This window comes from Sphingomonas sp., assembly GCF_036402235.1.
In the GTDB taxonomy this organism is placed as follows: domain Bacteria; phylum Pseudomonadota; class Alphaproteobacteria; order Sphingomonadales; family Sphingomonadaceae; genus Sphingomonas.
Window position 1 is genome coordinate 22,657 of sequence record NZ_DASWTG010000019.1, and the last position, 20,026, is coordinate 42,682.

18 protein-coding genes and 1 tRNA gene are annotated in these 20,026 nt (G+C 67.2%); 14 read left to right on the plus strand and 5 right to left on the minus strand.

Annotated features, from left to right (window positions below):
• Nucleotides 1-42: 42 nt before the first annotated feature.
• Entirely contained in the window at nt 43-216 is a 174-nt protein-coding gene (locus tag VGD28_RS03180; protein ID WP_331026882.1) for a hypothetical protein, read from the minus strand.
• A gap of 17 nt (nt 217-233) precedes the next feature.
• Entirely contained in the window at nt 234-455 is a 222-nt protein-coding gene (locus VGD28_RS03185; RefSeq protein ID WP_331026883.1) for a hypothetical protein, read from the minus strand.
• 149 nt (nt 456-604) lie between these two features.
• Between VGD28_RS03185 and VGD28_RS03190 the strand changes: the two genes are divergently transcribed.
• Nucleotides 605-1,240, plus strand: coding sequence for a hypothetical protein (locus VGD28_RS03190; protein WP_331026884.1), 636 nt, complete (start codon nt 605-607; stop codon nt 1,238-1,240).
• Entirely contained in the window at nt 1,237-2,118 is an 882-nt protein-coding gene (locus VGD28_RS03195; RefSeq protein WP_331026885.1) for a hypothetical protein, read from the plus strand. The genes VGD28_RS03190 and VGD28_RS03195 overlap by 4 nt, the downstream gene beginning before the upstream one ends.
• A gap of 3 nt (nt 2,119-2,121) precedes the next feature.
• Here the strand turns inward: VGD28_RS03195 and VGD28_RS03200 are convergent, their stop codons facing one another.
• Nucleotides 2,122-2,322, minus strand: coding sequence for a hypothetical protein (locus tag VGD28_RS03200; RefSeq protein WP_331026886.1), 201 nt, complete (start codon nt 2,320-2,322; stop codon nt 2,122-2,124).
• Nucleotides 2,323-2,433: 111 nt separating this feature from the next.
• Between VGD28_RS03200 and VGD28_RS03205 the strand changes: the two genes are divergently transcribed.
• From VGD28_RS03205 to VGD28_RS03215, 3 genes are all read left to right on the plus strand, one after another.
• Nucleotides 2,434-2,518 (plus strand) — tRNA-Leu (locus tag VGD28_RS03205).
• A 70-nt stretch (nt 2,519-2,588) separates the two neighbouring features.
• Nucleotides 2,589-4,208 carry a trigger factor gene (gene tig, locus VGD28_RS03210; RefSeq protein WP_331026887.1) on the plus strand — a complete coding sequence of 540 codons (1,620 nt, stop codon included), beginning with the start codon at nt 2,589-2,591 and terminating at the stop codon, nt 4,206-4,208.
• A gap of 164 nt (nt 4,209-4,372) precedes the next feature.
• Nucleotides 4,373-5,305 carry a glycosyltransferase family 2 protein gene (locus VGD28_RS03215; RefSeq protein WP_331026888.1) on the plus strand — a complete coding sequence of 311 codons (933 nt, stop codon included), beginning with the start codon at nt 4,373-4,375 and terminating at the stop codon, nt 5,303-5,305.
• A gap of 306 nt (nt 5,306-5,611) precedes the next feature.
• Here the strand turns inward: VGD28_RS03215 and VGD28_RS03220 are convergent, their stop codons facing one another.
• Nucleotides 5,612-6,442: a MipA/OmpV family protein gene (locus tag VGD28_RS03220; RefSeq protein WP_331026889.1), complete on the minus strand. Its 831-nt coding sequence runs from the start codon at nt 6,440-6,442 to the stop codon at nt 5,612-5,614.
• A gap of 147 nt (nt 6,443-6,589) precedes the next feature.
• Here VGD28_RS03220 and VGD28_RS03225 point away from each other — a divergent pair, with 147 nt between their 5' ends.
• The 8 genes from VGD28_RS03225 (at nt 6,590) to VGD28_RS03260 (ending at nt 15,582) form a co-directional block, all read left to right on the plus strand.
• Entirely contained in the window at nt 6,590-7,324 is a 735-nt protein-coding gene (locus VGD28_RS03225) for a response regulator (protein ID WP_331026890.1), read from the plus strand.
• A complete protein-coding gene (locus VGD28_RS03230) occupies nt 7,321-8,784 on the plus strand; it encodes a HAMP domain-containing sensor histidine kinase (protein WP_331026891.1) in 1,464 nt (487 codons plus the stop codon). The genes VGD28_RS03225 and VGD28_RS03230 overlap by 4 nt, the downstream gene beginning before the upstream one ends.
• A 94-nt stretch (nt 8,785-8,878) precedes the next feature.
• Nucleotides 8,879-9,553 (plus strand): ATP-dependent Clp protease proteolytic subunit, encoded by a 675-nt coding sequence (locus tag VGD28_RS03235; protein ID WP_331026892.1) that lies wholly within the window; start codon nt 8,879-8,881, stop codon nt 9,551-9,553.
• Between the two features lie 152 nt (nt 9,554-9,705).
• The gene (locus VGD28_RS03240) at nt 9,706-9,900 is read left to right on the plus strand and encodes a hypothetical protein (RefSeq protein ID WP_331026893.1); all 195 of its coding nucleotides are present in this window, start codon (nt 9,706-9,708) and stop codon (nt 9,898-9,900) included.
• A 93-nt stretch (nt 9,901-9,993) separates the two neighbouring features.
• Nucleotides 9,994-11,265 (plus strand): ATP-dependent Clp protease ATP-binding subunit ClpX, encoded by a 1,272-nt coding sequence (gene clpX, locus VGD28_RS03245; protein ID WP_331026894.1) that lies wholly within the window; start codon nt 9,994-9,996, stop codon nt 11,263-11,265.
• Between the two features lie 222 nt (nt 11,266-11,487).
• Nucleotides 11,488-13,878, plus strand: coding sequence for an EAL domain-containing protein (locus VGD28_RS03250; protein WP_331026895.1), 2,391 nt, complete (start codon nt 11,488-11,490; stop codon nt 13,876-13,878).
• Between the two features lie 206 nt (nt 13,879-14,084).
• Entirely contained in the window at nt 14,085-15,014 is a 930-nt protein-coding gene (locus tag VGD28_RS03255; protein WP_331026896.1) for a DUF808 domain-containing protein, read from the plus strand.
• Complete coding sequence (locus tag VGD28_RS03260; RefSeq protein ID WP_331026897.1) at nt 15,004-15,582, plus strand: GNAT family N-acetyltransferase; 579 nt, start codon at nt 15,004-15,006, stop codon at nt 15,580-15,582. The genes VGD28_RS03255 and VGD28_RS03260 overlap by 11 nt, the downstream gene beginning before the upstream one ends.
• A gap of 247 nt (nt 15,583-15,829) precedes the next feature.
• On the opposite strand, the gene VGD28_RS03265 is transcribed toward VGD28_RS03260, so the two are convergent.
• On the minus strand, nt 15,830-17,422 hold the full coding sequence (locus VGD28_RS03265; protein WP_331026898.1) for a M1 family metallopeptidase: 1,593 nt from the start codon (nt 17,420-17,422) through the stop codon (nt 15,830-15,832).
• A gap of 151 nt (nt 17,423-17,573) precedes the next feature.
• Between VGD28_RS03265 and lon the strand changes: the two genes are divergently transcribed.
• A complete protein-coding gene (lon, locus tag VGD28_RS03270) occupies nt 17,574-19,967 on the plus strand; it encodes an endopeptidase La (protein WP_331026899.1) in 2,394 nt (797 codons plus the stop codon).
• Nucleotides 19,968-20,026: the final 59 nt, after the last annotated feature.

The following is a 20,026-nucleotide window of genomic DNA, read 5'->3' on the forward strand; positions in this document are numbered from 1 at the left end:
TTTGCGCACCACCTCCCCCTAGCGGGGGGAGGATTAACCACCTCAATCGGGCGGTGGAGGGATGTCGGGCTTGCCGTCGGCGTCGTCCGGATAATCGTCGGGCGATACCTCGCCCTGGTTCTTCACGGCCTGACGATCCCCGGCGTCGCGCGCTTCGCCGCGATTGTCGATGTCGCCACCCGGCTTGTTGGGTTGCGTGCGTTCCTTGCCGCTCATGGCATCCTCCGCGGGCGTCATTGCGCCGTATCGTCCTGGTTCTTGGTCACCCCGCCGGTGCCGCCGACGGCGCCGTCCGCGCCTTCGGCCGGGTCCGGCGCGCTGATGCCGCTCTCAGCCTCTTCGACATCCTCGATGTCACGGTTCGTGCCAGTGGTCGCCTGCTCCAGGTCGCTGCGGCGGTCGTGATCGGCCTCGGGCGGGCTGTCGGGATGGGGGTCGCGGTTGCGGTCGGTCATCTTGCTTCTCCTCCCCCGGTCAACGAATGGCGGCGCGCGCGGCTCCGTCGTTCCCCACTTGCGCAGGCACGCGCCCGCGATAGTCTCGCGGACGGGGCGGCTTTCCCGCGAATCGCGGTGAAGCCTTTGAATTGGGGGAGGGGGTTTCCATGCCATCCGTTGGTCTGGCGCGCAGCGCGTGCGCCATGCTGGTCGTCGCATCGCTGACATTGCCCGGCATCGCCGCGGCGCAGGAGCAGGCCGCGGCCGCTCCGGTCTATCTCGAGGACAGCGGCTCGCCCTTCGGCCCGGTCGAGGTCTCCGACGAGGATGCGGCGAAGCTCGAGATGCCGAAGCTCGCCTTCGCCGTGACGCCGGCGGAAGAGAAGGATTTCGACAAATATTATTACTTCGTCCGCCCGGGCGTGTCCTATGCCGATGCCTATCGCGACATCGTCGAGTGCGACGGATATGCGCGCGGGTTGCAGAGCGGGGTGACCTATACGCAAGTTCCCTATCCCTATGCCGGCACGCTGGGCGGCGCGATCGGCGGGGCGATCGGCAATGCCATGGCGGCCGCCATCTTCGGGTCGGCCGAGAAGCGCCGGATGCGCCGCGTGAACATGCGCGGCTGCATGTATTACAAGGGCTATCAGCGCTACGGCCTCAAGAAGGACCTGTGGGAGGAGTTCCACTTCGAGGAGGGCCTGTCCGAAATGCCGGAAACCCGCCGCTTCGATTATCTCAAGCGTCAGGCGCTGGTCGCCTCGACCGCGAAGCCTGAAGGAAAGGAGCTGGGGCTGTGAAGCGCTTCCTGATCGCCACCGCTGCGCTCGCGGTTTGCGCCTCGCCCGCATTTGCCAAGAAGGAGAAAGTGGTCTTCGTCGAGAGCAGCGCGGTGAAGGACAAGCCGGCCGTCGCGCTCGATCCGGCGCGCGCATATATCCTCGTCCGCTCCAACATCGCGACGCCGCTTCACCTGATGCGCATCCCGAGTCCCGAAGACCAGGTGAAATATGATGCGCTGAAAGCGGAAGCCCTTGCCGAAGCGCGCGAGAAATATGCGAAGAAGAAGAAGTCGTACGACAAGGCCAAGGCTGCTTACGACCAGACGCCCAAGGGCGCGGCGAGGCCTGTGCTGCCCGATAAGCCGGTCGAGCCGACAGAGGCCAATTTCGAATTCACCCCCTTCGGCTTGATGACGGGCGTGTCGATCGGCCCGCTCTTCCGCTTCGCCAAGGGCGATGGCGGTGCCTCGACCTACCTGCAGGAGATCACGCCCGGACGGTATCGCATCTATGGCTTGCTGTCGGTCCTGCCCAACGGCGCCGCGACGGGCGGCTGCTTCTGCATGGGCAGTGTCGGGTTCGAGGTGAAGGCCGGGCAGATCACCGATCTGGGCTATGTCCGCTCGCTGATGCCAAACGAGGTCAAGGTGGCGGAGGGCGATGCGACCCGCCTGTTCGATTCCGAGAAGGTGGAGGGCTATCAGCTGCTTCAGCCCGCACCCGCCGCATGGGCGCTCGATCCGCGGCTGGCCGGGGCGACGGTCGTGCCGGCCAAATTCTGGCCGGTGGGCAAGATGCCCAATTATTACGGCGTGTCGGTGGGGCGCATGCCGCCGCTGGCGGGCGTGATGCGCTACGAGCGCGACCGGATCGTCGATCTGACCGCCGCGCAATAGCCGCTAGGCCACCGGCTGCACCGGCGTCGAAGGCGGATCGCCGTCCGGCTGCGGCGCCGGTACGTCGATATCGGGCGCCGGGGGCTGGATCTCCGGCCCGCCCGGCGTCGGCTGGCCGGGCTGCGGGGCGGGCGGCGCCTCGGGCGGCGGCACGCTCGGCTTGGCTGGCTCGGGCTGGCCGGGGATGGGCGGCTCGACGGGCATGTTGGGTCTCCTTTTGCCGTCTCAACGCGCCGTCCCGGCGCCCGGTTGCTTCGCGCTTGCCCCCGCCACCCGCCTTGCTATAGAGCGCGCCGACCTGCGGTGTCCCTGAATGCGGGCGTGGCGGAACTGGTAGACGCGCTGGATTTAGGTTCCAGTATCGCAAGATGTGGGGGTTCGAGTCCCTTCGCCCGCACCAGTCCGCCGCCCGGCGCTCGGGCGGACGCCGCTGAACCGATTCCACTTCCAGAGCAGGAAGCCTGAAAGAAATGCAGACTGTCGAGACGTTGAACGAGGGCCTGAAACGCGCCTACACCCTGAAGATCACCGCGAAGGACATCGACTCGCGCGTCGATGCCGAGGTGAAGCGCGTCGCCCCCCAGATCCGCATGCCCGGCTTCCGCCCCGGCAAGGTTCCCGCCAACCTCGTCCGCAAGATGCACGGCGAGGCGCTGACCCAGGATGCGCTCAACACCACGATCCAGCAGGGCGTGCAGCAGCTGCTCGCGGACCACAAGCTGCGCCCCGCGATGCAGCCCACGGTCAGCCTTGAGGGCGATTTCGCTCCCGGCAAGGACGCCGAGGTCAAGGTCGAGCTCGAAGTGCTCCCGGACGTTCCCACTCCGTCAATCGACGGCCTGAAGCTCGAGCGCCTGCTCGTCCCCGTCGACGAGAGCGCGATCGACGCGCAGCTCGCGCAGATCGCCGGCCAGCAGAAGGCGTGGGAAGACGCCAAGCCCAGCTACAAGGCGAAGCAGGGCGATCAGGTCACGATGGACTTCGTCGGCAAGGTCGATGGCGTCGCGTTCGAGGGCGGCACCGGTGAGGCGATGGCGATCGAGATCGGCACCGGCCGCCTGATCCCGGGCTTCGAGGACCAGCTCGTCGGCGTCAAGGCGGGCGACGAGAAGCAGATCGAGGTGACCTTCCCCGAGGATTACGGCGTCGACACGCTCGCCGGCAAGCCCGCGACCTTCGATCTCAAGATCACCGCGGTGAAGACCGCCGGCGAGACCAGGATCGACGAGGATTTCGCCAAGAATCTCGGCCTCGAGAGCCTCGACCAGCTGCGCACCATCCTCAAGGGCCAGCTCGAGAGCGAGACTGGCGGCCTCACCCGCACCTATATGAAGCGCAAGCTGCTCGACCAGCTCGCCGCGGGCCATGACTTCCCGGTCCCGCCGTCGATGGTCGAGGCCGAGTTCAACCAGATCTGGGCGCAGCTCGAGCATGAGGCGAGCCACGAGGAAGACCCCGAGGCTGCCAAGAAGGAGCTGGAAGCCGAGAAGGACGATTACCGCGCGATCGCCGAGCGCCGCGTGCGCCTCGGCCTGCTCCTGTCCGAGATCGGCCAGGCCAACGGTGTCGAGGTGACCCAGGCGGAGATGAACCGCCTGATCGCCCAGGCCGCGCAGCAATATCGCCCCGAGGATCAGCAGCGCTTCGTCCAGTATATCCAGCAGGAGCCGATGGCCGCGGCCCAGCTGCGCGCGCCGCTGTACGAGGACAAGGTCGTCGACTTCTTGTTCGAGAAGGCGGAGATCACCGAGCGCGAAGTGACCCGCGAGGAGCTGGAAGCCGCGATCGAGAGCGAGGAGGGCGCCGTCCCCCACGTCCACGGCCCGGGCTGCGGTCACGACCATGACCACGACCACAAGCCGGCGAAGAAGGCCAAGGCCAAGAAGGACGAAGCGCCTGCCGCCGAGGACGTGAAGCCGGCCAAGAAGGCTGCGCCGAAGAAGGAAGCCAAGGCCGATGAGGCTCCGGCCGCCGAGAAGGCCGAGGCTCCCGCCAAGAAGGTGCCGGCCAAGAAGGCCGCGGCCAAGGCCGACGACGCGACTGCGGAAGCGCCGAAGAAGAAGGCACCGGCCAAGAAGAAGGCGGACTAAATCCCTCTCCCACCGGGAGAGGGAGGGAGCCGCGGAGCGGCGGAAGGGTGAGGGCAGCGCGGTTGCAAGTCCGCGGACCCTCATCCAAGCTTCGCTAACCCCAGCTTACGCTGGGGAAGCTACGCTATCCTTCTCCCACCGGGAGAAGGTTTGAGGGGGCGAAGTTGACCGAACCGCGCATCGCAGTGATCCTGCCCTGCTACAACGAGGAAGCCGCGATCGCCCAGACCGTCGCGGCCTTTCGCGCATCGCTCCCCGGCGCGGCGATCTATGTCTACGACAACAACAGCCGCGACCGCACCGTCGAGGTCGCGCGCGCGGCCGGCGCGATCGTCCGCAGCGAGCGGATGCAGGGCAAGGGCAATGTCGTCCGCCGCATGTTCGCCGATGTCGATGCCGACATCTACGTCATGGCCGATGGCGACGCGACCTATGACGCCGCCGCCGCCCCCGCGATGATCGAGAAGGTTCTGAGCGACGGCCTCGACATGGTCGTCGGCACGCGCGTGCACGAGGCGGCGGATGCCTATCGCCGCGGCCATGTCCTCGGCAACCGCGCAATGACCGGGCTGCTCGCGCGACTGTTCGGGCGCAGCTTCACTGATATCTTCTCGGGCTATCGCGTCTTCTCGCGCCGCTTCGTGAAAAGCTTCCCGGTGCTTTCGGCCGGGTTCGAGATCGAGACCGAGATCAGCGTCCACGCGCTCGAGCTCAAGATGCCGGTGGGGGAGGTGGAGACCCGCTATCTCGCCCGTCCCGAAGGCTCCGCCTCGAAGCTCTCCACCTGGCGCGACGGCCTGCGCATCGCGCGCACCATCCTGACGCTCTACCGGATCGAGAAGCCGATGCTGTTCTTCGGCTGGGTCGCGGGGCTGCTCGCGCTGCTCGCGCTGATCCTCGCGATGCCGCTGGCGATCACCTATGCGCAGACCGGCCTCGTCCCGCGCTTCCCCACGGCGGTCCTCGCAACCGGGCTTGTCATCCTGTCCGCGCTCAGCCTGTTCGCCGGGCTGATCCTCGATACGGTGGTGCGCGGGCGGCGCGAGATGCGCCGCCTCGCCTATCTCGCGGTCCCGGGGCCGCTGCCCGCGCCCTGATCCTTGATCCTCCCCCGCCAGGGGGAGGTGTCGCGCAGCGACGGAGGGGGCGGAAGCGAGCCGTCAGCGCGTGTCCGTCCGCCCCCTCCGTCATGCCTGCGGCATGCCACCTCCCCCTGGCGGGGGAGGATTGGAGCTTGTTCAGATTAGATTGAACCGTTCGTCCCGAGCGAAGTCGAGGGACAGGAGGCAAGGGCTGCCCTCGGTATCTCGACGCAGCCTGTCCTCGGGATCGGCGAAGCCGATACCCGGGGCTCGACACGAACGGATTTGCTTCAACCAGAACAGGACCGACTTTAGAGCTTCCTAGAACCGGTACGCCAGGAACAGCCCGCCACGCCATTGGTCGGGCGATCCGCGCTGCACCACCAGCGGCGCATCGGCGGCATCGCCCATCAGGCGCGAATAGCCGCCGATCGCGGTGACCATCCAGTTCCGGCCAAGCATGTAGCTGAGGTTGAGTCCCGCGCCGACATCCTTGAGCCCGGCTTCGGCGCGATATACCGGCAGGCCGCTCCGCGCCGCCTGCGCCGCGGTCACGCTGAAATAGGTGCCCATATAGTCCTTGTCGGCCCAGCTCGCGCTGGCGCTCGCCGACGCGATCAGCGTGTCGCTGAGGTTGAAGCGCACGCCCGCCTCGCCTTCGCCGACCAGCCCGTCATGCCCGCCGGCAACGTCCTTCGCCAGCGAGACGCGGACGAAGGCCTGCTTGTACTCGAGCGCGACCGCGCCGCCCAGCTCGACCGCGAAGTCGACGTCGCCGAGCCCGCGCAGGTCGGCATTGCGCTTCTCGGGCCGGTCGCGGCGAAAGCGCGCGAACGGCCCCGCCTTGATGCTGAAATCGTCGGATACCTGCAGGCGGATCAGGTTCACGCCGATCTCCGGCCCGCGGATATAGGCGATGTCGCGATAGGCGACGGAGATGAAGGGGAAGGGCTGGAGCTCGAACTCGTCCGATCCTTCGTAATCCGGCGTGTAGATCGCGCCGGCGCCCAGCATCACCTGCCAGTCGTCGCTCTCGCCCTCGCGGGACTGCGCGCGCGCCTGCGTGGCGATCAGGCAGACCACCGGGACGATCAGGAGGGGGAGCGTGCTGCGAAGGCTGACGCGGCAACGGAATGCAAGCATGACCGGCATGGGAAATACTCCATCGGGGTAGGGACGGGGATTGGGGTAGCTGCGCTATAGGCCGCACCCCGCCGCCGCCGATTTCACGCCGGTTTCGGATTGTTGCAGACTGTTACGGGTGCAGACTCGGCTTCTGCCGGGCGCTATCTGGCGGCCATGGCAAGGCAGGAAGGCGCGCATATCCTCGTCGTCGACGACGACCGGCAGATCCGCACGATGCTCGCGCGCTATCTCAGCGACAACGGCCTGCGCGTGACCGTGGCAGAGGACGGGCGGCAGATGACCGATCTGGTCGGCAAGTTCCATTTCGACGTGGTCGTGCTCGACGTGATGATGCCGGGCGAGGACGGGTTCACGCTCTGCCAGCGCCTGCGCGCGCGCAGCACCGTCCCGATCATCCTGCTCACCGCGCGCGGCGACGAGACCGATCGCGTGATCGGGCTCGAGCTCGGCGCCGACGACTATGTGCCCAAGCCGTTCAACCCGCGCGAGCTGCTCGCCCGCATCCGCGCCGCGCTGCGCCGCGCGGCGATGATCCCGGCTGCCCCGCCGGAGATCGTCGCAGACCGCTTCCGCTTTGCCGGCTGGACGCTCGACATCGGCAAGCGCACGCTCGTCTCGCCTTCGGGATCGCTGGTCGAGCTGACCACCGGCGAGTTCGACCTGCTCGTCGCGCTCGTCCAGCACCCGCAACAGGTGCTCAGCCGCGATCAGCTGCTCGATTATGTCCACGGCCGCTCCAGCCTGAACATCGATCGCAGCATCGACGTTCAGGTCAGCCGCCTGCGCCGCAAGGTCGAGGCCGATCCGCACGCGCCCGAGCTGATCAAGACGGTGCGCAACGGCGGCTACTTTTTCTCCGCCCCGGTCGAACCGGTGATCGCGGGATGAAATCGCGCCAGCCCCGCTTCAAGCTGCCGCGGCCTAGGCTTGCCGCACGGCTGGCGATCGCGATCGTGCTCGCCGTGGTCTCGTCCTTCCTGCTCGACCAGCTATTGCGCACGCTGATCCCGCCGCCGCCCTTCCTGGTGACGCAGCGCTCCTGGCTGGTGGAGACGATCGTGCACGCTGCCCGTACCGGCTGGGACGGAACCGGGAAGCAGGCGGTCGGGCCATTTCTCGATCTCGAGGTGCAGTCGGAGCCGGACTTCGTGCAAGGCGGCGGGTCCGCCGACTTCGCCCGCGGCCTGCAGGCCTCGCTTGCCGAGGCGCTCGGAAAGCCGGCTGCCGATGTGCGCGTCCGCGCGGACACGTTCAGCGACAATTTCTGGGAGCGCTCGGCGACCACCTCGGTCGTGGTCATCCCCCGCCTGCCGATGCTGCTGACCCCGCGCGAAGCGGCCAGCGATCAATGGGAGCGCGCGCGAGGCCCGATCGCCATGAAGGAGATCGCGGCGGGCCGCACCAGCGTGCTCGGCCGTCTCGACATCGCGGTGCGCCGCAGCGACGGCAGCTGGCTCGTGATGAACCCGCATCAGACCGGGGATGCGCGCTGGCACTATATGCGCAACCTGCTGGCGGTCGCGGGCAATCTGCTCATCCTCGCGGTCTTCTCCTTCTGGATGGCGCGCAGCATCGTCGCGCCGCTCACCCGCCTCGCCAATGCGGCAGAGCGGCTCGGGCGCGATCGCGAGCCGACCTTGATCGGCGACATGCGCCTGCCCGAATTCGCCGCAATCGCCGGCACCTTCAACGCGATGCAGCTGCGCCTCAAGCGCTTCGTCGACGAGCGCATCCAGATGCTCGCCGCGATATCGCACGACCTGCGCACCCCGCTCACACGGCTGCGGCTGCTCGCCGAATATATCGAGGACGCGGACCAGCGCGCGCAGCTCCGCTCCAATGTCGCCGAGATGGAGACGATGGTCGCCGACGCGCTCGCCTTCATGCGCGAGGAGGCGAGCCATGAGCCGCTCGGGACGGTCGACCTGGCAGCGCTGCTGATCAGCCTCGCCGACACGCATCACGATCTCGGGGAGGAGGTGCTCTACGAGGGGCCCGACCACCTCGACATCCGCTGCCGTCCGGTCGCGATCCGCCGCGCCTTCGCCAACCTCATCGCCAATGGCTGCAAATATGGCGAGGCGGTGCATATCGTGCTGGCGGCGGAGGATGGCCGGGTCTCGGTCGCCTTCCGCGATCGCGGCCCCGGCATCGCCCCGGAGGATGCCGAACGCGCCTTCGCGCCCTTCGTCCGCCTCGAAACCTCGCGCGGCCGCGAGACCGGCGGAACCGGCCTCGGCCTCACCATCAGCCGCGACGTGATCCGCAGCCATGGCGGCGAGATCGGCTTCGAGGGCGGGGCGGGCGACTTCACCGTCTGCGTCCGCCTGCCGCGCGGCGGCGCCTGACCGGCGGTCGGTTCACCGTCTTCCCCCCTTGCGCCGCGCAATCCGAGCGCCGATGTAGTCCCCGGGCAAAAACAAACGCACGAGATTCCCGCACATGCATCCCCTTTCCGGTCAGATGACCCCCGAAGGCTTTACCCACGATCCCGTCACCGGCGCGCTGGTTCCCATCGTCATCGAACAGTCGAGCCGCGGCGAGCGCAGCTTCGACATCTATTCGCGCCTGCTGCGCGAGCGGATCGTGTTCATCACGGGGCCGATCGAGGACCATATGGCTTCGCTGATCACCGCCCAGCTGCTCTTCCTCGAGTCCGAGAATCCGAAGAAGGACATCTGGATGTACATCAACTCGCCGGGCGGCGTGGTCACCGCCGGCATGGCGATCCACGACACCATGCAGTATATCCGCCCGCGCGTCGGCACGGTGTGCATCGGCCAGGCCGCGTCGATGGGCAGCTTCCTGCTCGCCGCGGGCGAGCCGGGTTTGCGCGTCGCGCTCACCAATGCCCGCATCATGGTCCACCAGCCCTCGGGCGGTGCGCAGGGCATGGCGTCGGACATCGAGATCCAGGCCAAGGAAATCCTGCGCATCAAGCGCCGGATGAACGACCTGTACGTCAAGTATACCGGCCAGCCGCTCGACAAGATCGAGGCCGCGATGGACCGCGACACCTTCCTCGAGGCGGACGAGGCCAAGGCCTTCGGCCTGGTGGACGAGGTCTATGAGAAGCGCCCGCAGCCCGCCGAGGGCGAAGGCGGCAGCGCGGCCTGACCGGAGACCGGGCGATCTACATTCCGCTTCCCCTGCTGATCCCCGGTGCGCTGGTCGTGCTGGCGGCGTTCTTTTGGGCGCTGCGCCGGAGGGCAGGGGAGCGGAACGACCTGATCGCCCCGCCGTCACGCCTCGATTCGCCGCGTCCGGCCGTGCCCGCACCGGCCCCGGTCCGTGCGGCGCCGACCGAGGTTCCGGAGGAGCTGCGGCAGGAATTGTGGAACCTCATCCACACCGGCAACCCGATCATGGCGATCAAGCTGGTGCGCGATCGGACGGGGCTTGGGCTTAAGGAAGCCCATGACTATATCGAGGGGATGCGGCAGAACGACGTGACGCTTCGCTAAGCGCTGCCGGATTTTTATTGTGGGTTTACCGCGGTGCGCTAGGATGCGTGCCCGGAAAAGGAACGCGCCCCTTCTGGTGCGAAAGGTGATTGAATGACCAAATTGAGTGGCGGCGATTCGAAGAGCACGCTCTACTGCTCGTTCTGCGGCAAGTCGCAGCACGAGGTGCGCAAGCTCATCGCCGGGCCGACCGTGTTCATCTGCGACGAATGCGTCGAGCTCTGCAACGACATCATTCGCGAAGAGACCAAGTCGGCGCTCGTCAGCAAGAAGGACGGCGGCGTGCCCACGCCGCAGGAGATCTGCGACGTCCTGGACGATTATGTGATCGGCCAGAAGCAGGCCAAGCGCGTCCTCTCGGTGGCGGTGCACAACCACTACAAGCGCCTCAACCACGGCGCGAAGGGCGCCGAGGTCGAGCTCGCCAAGTCGAACATCCTGCTCGTCGGCCCCACCGGCTGCGGCAAGACGCTGCTGGCGCAGACGCTGGCGCGCATCCTCGACGTGCCCTTCACCATGGCCGATGCGACCACGCTGACCGAAGCCGGCTATGTCGGCGAGGATGTCGAGAACATCATCCTGAAATTGCTCCAGGCCTCCGACTATAATGTCGAGCGGGCGCAGCGCGGCATCGTCTATATCGACGAGATCGACAAGATCAGCCGCAAGGCCGAGAATCCCTCGATCACGCGCGACGTGTCGGGCGAGGGCGTGCAGCAGGCGCTGCTCAAGCTGATGGAAGGCACCACCGCCTCGGTCCCGCCGCAGGGCGGCCGCAAGCATCCGCAGCAGGAGTTCTTGCAGGTCGACACGACCAACATCCTGTTCATCTGCGGCGGCGCGTTCAGCGGCCTCGAGAAGATCATCGGCGACCGCCTCCAGGGCAAGTCGATCGGCTTCGGCGCCTATGTCGCCGCGCCCGAGGAGCGCCGCACCGGCGAGGTGCTGCGCCAGACCGAGCCGGAGGATCTGCTCAAGTTCGGCCTGATCCCCGAATTCGTCGGTCGTTTGCCCGTAGTCGCGACGCTCGAGGACCTCGACATCGCCGCGCTGGTCAAGATCCTGACCGAGCCGAAGAACGCGCTGGTCAAGCAGTATCAGAAGCTGTTCGAGATGGAGAACGTCAAGCTCGGCTTCACCGACGACGCGCTGGTTTCGGTCTCCAAGAAGGCGATCGAGCGCAAGACCGGCGCGCGCGGCCTGCGCTCGATCCTCGAGGGGATCCTGCTCGACACGATGTTCGACCTGCCGTCGATGGACGGCGTCGATGAGGTGATGATCGACAAGGACGTGGTCGAGGGCCGCAAGGAGCCGATCCGCGTCTATGCCGAGAAGAAGAAGGCCGGGACCGGCGACGCCGCCTGATCCCGCCGGGATCGAAGCAAAGCGAACGGGCGCCGGGTCGAACCGGCGCCCGTTTCGTTTGGCAGCTCCCGAACGTCCGGAATGGACGTGGTTTAGGAGTCCCACCCGCCAAACAGGGCCAACTCCTAATGGAATAGCGGATTTTGTCCGGTCCATTCCGGTTAGTTGACGAAATCTTTACCGCGGATGCTGTCTGAGCGCGCCCGGGTTCCGGGGGCGTTCATGTTCGATCTCTACTATTGCATCACCGGCGATCACGATATCCGGCTGGTTGCGCTGGCAGCACTCGTCTGCCTCGTCTCGACCGCTTCGGCCGTGCTGCTGCTGCGGCAGGCGCGGCTGTCGGGCCTGCGGGGCCGCGCGCACTGGACGATCGTCGCCGGGGTCACCACCGGGCTCGGCATCTGGACCACCCATTTCGTCGCGATGCTCGGTTACGATCCGGGGATCGTGGTCGGCTACGATCTTGCGCGCACGGTCGTGTCGCTGGTGATCGCGATGGCGCTGACGACCGCGGGATTCTTCGCCGCGGTCCAGCGCCGCAGCCGGTTCCGCCGGGCGGCGGCCGCGGTGATGGTCGGCGGCGGCATCGCCACCATGCACTATGTCGGGATGTCGGCGGTCGAGTTCCCCGGCACCTTCTCGTGGCGCACCGGCTATGTCGCGCTGTCGCTGCTGTTCGCGGTCCTGCCCATCTATCCGGCGCTGGCGCTTACGCTGGATGGCGGCCGGTTCTGGCGCGGCGCGGCTGCCGCGGGGCTGATGACGCTCGCGATCGTGCTGCTCCACTTCACCGCGATGACCGCGCTTCAGGTCGTCCCCATTCCGGGTGACGACGTGCCCGGCATGCTGCTCTCCTCGGGCACCATGTCCGTCTCGCTCGCAGCCGGCGCGATCGGCATCCTGCTGCTGACTTGCGCGGCGGTGCTGGTCACGCGGCGCACCCAGGCCGCATTGCGCGTCCAGCTCGATCTCGCGCTGTCGAACATGCATCAGGGCCTGTGCCTGTTCGACCGCAACGAGCGGCTGATCCTGCGCAACCAGCGATTCCTCGACCTGTGGAATCTCGCCGCCGACGATTGCGCGCCTGGCCTGACGCTGCGCGATGTCGCCTTCATCGCGATGCGCGGCCGCGGCGCGACGCCCCGAGGCGACGATTGGTATGCCCGGATGCACGGCATGCTGTCCGGCAGCCTCGCCAGCCCCGATTCCGGGCCGGTCATCGCCGAGATCGGCGAGCAGCTCGTCCTGTCCATCGCCAGCCGCGCGCTGCCCGATGGCGGGTGGGTGAGCACCTTCGACGACATCACCGAGCGCCGCCGGTCCGAGGAAAAGATCGCCTTCCTCGCCATGCACGACAGCCTCACCGGCCTGCCCAACCGCGCGCGCTTCAATCTCTGGCTCGATTTCGAGCTGGAGCGCGCCGAACGCGGCGGGCAGCGGCTCGCGGTCATCGTCATGGACCTGGATGGGTTCAAGGAGATCAACGACACCCACGGCCATGCCGCGGGCGACGCCCTGCTGGCGGCGCTCGCCGCCCGGCTCGGCACGGCGCTCGGCGAGGGCGAGGTGATCGCCCGCCTGGGCGGCGACGAGTTCGCCGCGGCCAAGACCTTCACCAGCGATGCCGAGCTCGAAGCCTTCGTCACGCGCCTCGAATCCTGCTTCGCCGATCCCTTCGCCAGCCGCGATTCGAGCTTCCTGGTCGGCGCGAGCATCGGCGTCGCCGCATGGCCCGCCGATGGCGGCGATCGCGAGACGATCCTCAACAATGCCGATCTCGCAATGTACCGCGCCAAGGCCAGCATCGGCAAGGCGGCGACCTGCTACTACCAGCCCGGCATGGACGAGGCCGCGCGCGGCCGGCGTCAGCTTGCCAACGATCTGCGGCAGGCGATCGACCGCGATGAATTCTCGCTCGCCTATCAGCCGCAGCACTCGCTGCGCGACGGCGCGCTCAGCGGTTATGAAGCCCTGCTCCGCTGGAATCATTCGGCGCGCGGGTGGATCTCCCCGACCGAATTCATCCCCGTCGCGGAAGAGACCGGCGAGATCTTCCGCATCGGCCAGTGGGTGCTGCGCGAGGCCTGTGCCGAGGCGCGGCGCTGGCCGGGCGACACCAAGATCGCGGTGAACCTCTCGCCGGTGCAGCTCATGCAGCCCGATCTCGCCGAGCGGGTGACCGAGATCCTGCTCGAGACCGGCCTCTCGCCCTCCCGGCTCGAGCTCGAGATCACCGAAAGCGCGATCATCGGCGACAAGGTCCGCGCGCTCCAGGTGCTGCGCCGGATCAAGGCGCTGGGCATCAGCATCGCAATGGACGATTTCGGCACCGGCTATTCCTCGCTCGACACGCTCCATTCCTTCCCGTTCGACAAGATCAAGATCGACAAGTCGTTCGTCCTCGGCTCGGGCGAGAGCCCGCAGGCGCGCGCGATCATCCGCGCGGTGCTGGCGCTGGGGCAGAGCCTCAACGTGCCGGTGCTGGCCGAGGGCGTCGAATCCGCCGCCCAGCTCCAGATGCTGGAGAGCGAGGGGTGCGACGAGGTGCAGGGCTTCTATCTCGGCGCTCCGGCCGGGGCGCCGAGCAAGGCGATCCCGCAGGCGGCGTGAGTTGGGTGTCCAATCCGGCTCGCTGCTCGTCATCCCCGCCCTTCGACTGCCTGCAAGGCAGGCGCTCAGGATAAACTTCGGCCAAAGGCCGAAGGCGGGGATCCATTCTTCCTGCCGTTGAGGCTCAATCCGCGCCTTGGCATGTGACATTTCCGGACGCGCCGCGTAGCCATTCGCCACTCACGCCCGTTCCTGAAAGGATTCGCATGCCATCCGGTCTCGCCGCGCTGCTCGACGACGTTGCCGCCATCACCAAGCTTGCCGCCGCCTCGCTCGACGATGTCGGTGCCGCCGCGGGCAAGGCGGGAACCAAGGCCGCCGGCGTGGTGATCGACGATACCGCGGTCACGCCGCGCTACGTCACTGGCCTGTCGCCCGACCGTGAGCTGCCGATCATCTGGAAGATCGCGATGGGATCGCTGCGCAACAAGCTGTTGCTGCTGCTCCCCGGCGCGTTGCTGCTCAGCTGGCTTCTGCCCTGGGCGATCACCCCGCTGCTGATGCTCGGCGGCGCGTTCCTGTGCTTCGAGGGCGCCGAAAAGGTGCTGGAGGCCGTGGGCGGGGGCGAGCACGGTGCGGAGGAGGAGGCTACGGGAGATCCCGCGCATCTCGAGGCGGCCAAGGTCTCCGGCGCGATCCGCACCGACCTGATCCTCTCGGCCGAGATCATGGCGATCGCGCTGGCCGAGGTCGCGGACGAGCCGTTCGCCACCCGCGCCGCGGTGCTCGCGGTCGTGGGCCTGGCGATCACCGCCGCGGTCTATGGCGTGGTCGCGCTGATCGTGAAGATGGACGATTTCGGCCTTCACCTCGCCCGGCGTCCCGCGCAACTCGCCCAGGCGGTCGGCCGCGGGCTGGTCAAGGGGATGCCGGTGGTGATGCGCGCGCTGTCGATCATCGGCACCGCGGCGATGATCTGGGTCGGCGGCGGCATCCTCGTCCACGGCGCCGCGCAGCTCGGCTGGCACGCGCCCGAGGCGGTGATCCACCACGCCGCCGAGGCGGTCGGGCATGGGAACGGCTTCGTCGAATGGGTCGTTACCGCAATCGGGTCGGGCATCATCGGCCTGGTCCTGGGTGCGGGAATCGCATTCGTTGTCGGGAAGCTCTTTCATGGAAAGGCCGATGCCCCCTGAAGTCCGTGACGCCACCGCGGCCGATGCGCCGCGGGTGGTGCGGACGCTGACCCGGGCGTTCGCGGAGGATCCGGTATTCGATTGGGTGCTGCCCGACCCTGCGGCCCGCGCGCGGTCCGGCCCGAAGATCTTCGACATGTTCTTCGCCGGGATCGAACCGGCGGGAATGCGCCTCGTCACGCCCGATTGTGCCGCGGTGACCCTGTGGCATGCGCCGAACCCGCCCGGGCAGGGCGGCTTGCGCGCGATGTGGCAATTGTGGCGCGCGACCGGCAGCGCGCTGTTCCGCTTCAAGCGCGTCGGCGACGCGGTCGAGGCGCATTTCCCGCCGCAGCCCTTCTGGTATCTCCACATCGCCGGCGCCGACCCGGCGCACCAGGGCAAGGGGCTTGGACGCGCGGTGGTGCAGGCGGGCCTTGATCGCATCGGCAATGCGCCCGCCTATCTCGAGACCGCCAGGCAGAGGAACCTCGGCTTCTACGAGAGCCTCGGCTTCCATGTCTGCGGCGAATGGGACGTGCCCGGTGGCGGCCCGCATTTCTGGTCGATGCTCCGTCCATCGCATTAGGGTTTCATTGGTCTGGGCAAGTTTGGCGAATCGAGTCTGGCCTGCAGCCAGCCCGGAAGATCGCGCCGCTCGGGCGAAGGCGGATTAAATTGCCTGATCCTCCCCCGCCAGGGGGAGGTGTCAGGCCTCGCGCAGACGAGGACTGACGGAGGGGGAGGAAGCCAGAACGCTGATGCTGCGCTTCCTCCCCCTCCGTCGCCTTCGGCGCCACCTACCCTGGCGGGGGAGGGGCAGAGAACCGCCGGCCCTAACGCCGCTGCATCGCCTCGATCGCCTCGCTCCGCCGCAGCACGCGCGCCATCGGGTCGATCACCACATGCGCGCCCGCGGGCAGGTCGATCGTCTCGCCGCCGGTGGTCATCGCCAGCTTGCGGGTCTCGCCGTTCACTGCGACCTCGATCGGGAGCGGGAAGGGCGCGCCCTTCGCGGTCTTCCAGCGCAGCGTCAGCTTGCCGCCCGCCCGCGTCTCGATCAGCTCGGGCAGTGCCGCCTCGCGCAGATAGACGTCGAAGAACCACGTCAGGTCACGCCCCGCAGCTGCGTTCATCAACTGCTCGAACTCCGGCGTCGAGGTGAAGCGAGGCTTGAAATTGCCCGGTTTCGGGTCGGGCCGCCCATAGACCAGCCGCCGCGTCGCATCGAAGAACGCCCTGTCGCCGATCAGGTAGCGCAGCGTGTGCAGCACCCACGCGCCCTTGTAATAGATATCCTGCCCCGGCCCGCCCTGTTCCGCCTGATAGACCTCGTCGGCGGTTCTGACCTTGCCCGAGACCAGCGGCTTGCCGTTCAGCACATATTTGCGCTGGTGCGCCATCATCGCGGCATAGCGCGCCTCGCCCTCGCGCCACTGGCCGTAGAGCGGCTGCATGTACTGGCCATAGCCCTCGTGCAGCCAGAAATCGTCCCAGTTGGCCGCGGTCATCTGGTTGCCGAACCATTCATGCGCCAGCTCGTGCTGGAACAGCCAGTCGAACCCGGTCTCGTCCTTCCTGTAGTCGTTGCCATAGGCGTTCACCGTCTGGTGCTCCATGCCCATGTGCGGCGTCTCGACCACGCCCAGCTTCTCGCCGGCGAAGGGGTAGGGGCCGATCACGCTCTCGAAGAAGTCGAGCGTCGGCGCGAACTCGGCGAACAGGCCCGCGGCCTGCTTCTCCTTGCCCTTGAGGTGCCACAGGTGCAGCGGCACCTTGTTGCCGAACTTGCTGTCGTACGTCCCCTTGATCTCGCCATAGGGGCCGATGTTGATCGCGACGAGATAGGGGTTGATGTTCTTGGCCAGCCAGGTCCAGCGCGACGTGCCGCCCGAGGCCGGCTCGACCGAGACGAGCTTGCCGTTGGCGATCGCCTGGGTGCCCGCAGGGGCGGTGATCGCGAGCCTGATCTCGGGCACCTCGCCTGCGGGGAAGTCGAGGCACGGCCAGAACAGGTCGCAGCCATAGCCCTGCGCGGTGGTTGCGACCCAGGGCTTGCCCTGCCAGCTCGACCACACGATGCCGTCGTCCCACGGCGCGTTGACTGCCTCGTGCGGCGTTCCCGCGTAGGTGATCTTCGCCACCACCTTGCCGCCGGCGGGGACGGGCCTGGGCAGGTCGATGATCAGTCGCCCCTCAGGGTTGCGCCAGCTTCCGGCCTTGAGCGAAGTTCCGTCGATCTCGATTGCCGAGACCGCGAAGTTCTTGTCGAGATCGATCGGCAGCCGGCTCTGCGCGATGCGTGTCGAGAGTGTCAGTTCCGCCACCCCGGAGAGGAATCGCTTTTCGGGCTGAATCCGAACATCGACCACGACATGTTCCACTTTCAGCGCCGCGCGCTCAGGCTCCAGCTCGCCGCCGGAGCGCATCGTGAGGGGCGTGATCGGCGGCTCGCCCTTCTGTGCAAGTGCCTGTGAACAAAGTAGAAATGCGGCTATCCACAGCCCCCGATTGATGCCGCGCCCCCACACCCCATATAGATAGGCGACTCCGCCCCCTGTGGCGGACCCTGGAGTACACATGAAGTCCACCTATCCCGTCCTTCCGCTCCGCGACATCGTCGTCTTTCCGCACATGATCGTGCCGCTGTTCGTCGGCCGCGACAAGTCGGTCGCCGCGCTCGAAGCGGCGATGAACGACGACAAGGAGATCTTCCTCGTCGCCCAGCTCGATCCCGCCCAGGATGATCCCGGCCGCGACGATCTCTACGACATCGGCGTCTCGGCCGAGGTGATGCAGCTGCTCAAGCTCCCGGACGGCACCGTGCGCGTGCTGGTCGCGGGCAAGGAGCGCGGCAAGCTCGAGGCGATGGAGGAGACCGGCGGCTTCCTCACCGCGACCGTATCGCCGGTCGAGGAGAAGGCTGTCGAGGGCACCGAGGTCCAGGCGCTGATGCGGTCGGTCGTCGACCAGTTCGAGAATTACGCCAAGCTCAACCGCAAGCTGCCCGCCGAGACCGCGGTCCAGCTCGGCGAGCTCGAGGAGGCTTCGCGCCTCGCCGACGCCGTCGCGGGCAACATTGCCGTGAAGGTCGCGGACAAGCAGTCGCTGCTGGTCGAGACCGATCCGCAGAAGCGGCTCGAGATGGTGTTCGCCTTCATGGAGGGCGAGCTCGGCGTGCTTCAGGTCGAGAAGAAGATCCGCTCGCGCGTCAAGCGCCAGATGGAGAAGACCCAGCGCGAATATTATCTCAACGAGCAATTGAAGGCGATCCAGCGCGAGCTGGGCAATGAGGGCGAGGAAGGCGAGGGCGACGAGATCGCCGAGCTGACCCAGAAGATCGCCACGCTCAAGCTCAGCAAGGAAGCGCGCGCCAAGGCGCAGGGCGAGCTCAAGAAATTGAAGACCATGGCGCCGATGAGCGCCGAGGCGACCGTCGTGCGCAACTATCTCGACGTGCTGCTCGGCCTGCCCTGGGGCAAGAAGTCGAAGCTCAAGAAGGACCTGGTCGAGGCCGAGGCGGTGCTCGACGCTGACCATTATGGCCTCGAGAAGGTCAAGGACCGCATCGTCGAATATCTCGCGGTGCAGGCGCGCACCAACAAGCTGAAAGGCCCGATCCTGTGCCTCGTCGGCCCGCCGGGCGTCGGCAAGACCTCGCTCGGCAAGTCGATCGCCAAGGCGACCGGACGCGAGTTCATCCGCCAGTCGCTCGGCGGCGTGCGCGACGAAGCCGAGATCCGCGGCCACCGCCGCACCTATATCGGCTCACTGCCGGGCAAGGTCGTGTCCAACCTGAAGAAGGCCGGCACCAGCAACCCGCTATTCCTGCTCGACGAGATCGACAAGCTCGGCCAGGATTTCCGCGGCGATCCCGCCTCGGCGCTGCTCGAGGTGCTCGACCCCGAGCAGAACAGCAAGTTCAACGATCATTATCTGGAGATTGACGTCGATCTTTCAGACGTGATGTTCGTTACGACCGCCAACTCGTTGAATTTACCGCAACCTTTGCTCGACCGCATGGAGATCATCCGGCTCGAAGGCTATACCGAGGACGAGAAGGTCGAGATCGCGACCCGCCATCTGATCGAGAAGCAGATCGAGGCGCACGGACTCAAGCCCGAGGAGTTCGAGCTGACCCAGGCAGGCCTGCGCGATCTCATCCGCTACTATACCCGCGAGGCCGGCGTCCGCACGCTTGAGCGCGAAATCGCCAAGCTCGCCCGCAAGGCGCTGCGCCGCATCCTGGAAGGGAAGGCGGAGAGCGTCGTGGTCACGCCCGACAACCTCCACGAATTCGCCGGCGTGCGGAAATACCGCTTCGGCATCGGCGAGGAGGAGCATCAGATCGGCGCGGTCACCGGGCTCGCCTGGACCGAGGTGGGCGGCGAGCTGCTGACGATCGAGAGCGTGACCGTGCCCGGCAAGGGCGCGGTCAAGACCACCGGCAAGCTCGGCGACGTGATGAAGGAGTCGGTCGACGCCGCGTTCAGCTTCATCAAGGCGCGCAGCCCCAGCTACGGCATCAAGCCCAGCTTGTTCGCGCGCAAGGATGTCCATATCCACTTGCCCGAAGGCGCGGTTCCCAAGGACGGCCCCTCGGCCGGCATCGGCATCGTCACCGCGATCGTCTCGACCCTCACCGGCGTGCCGGTGCGCAAGGACGTGGCGATGACCGGTGAGGTCACGCTGCGCGGCCGCGTGCTGCCGATCGGCGGGCTCAAGGAGAAGCTGCTCGCGGCGCTGCGTGGCGGCATCACCACGGTGTTGATCCCGCAGGAGAATGAGAAGGATCTCGCCGAGATCCCGGCCAATATCCGCGAAGGGCTGACGATCGTCCCGGTCGCGCATGTCGACGCGGTGCTCAAGCTTGCGCTGACCGAGCCGCTCGTGGCGATCGACTGGACTGAGGCGGACGAGCTGGCGGCGCAGCCGCCGGTAGCGGCCGGCGGTGGAGATGCCGTGCGTCACTAGGTTGACGCAGCGTAAGGGCAGAATCTCGCGTCGTTTCGGCGCGTTGGCACGCTTTCCCC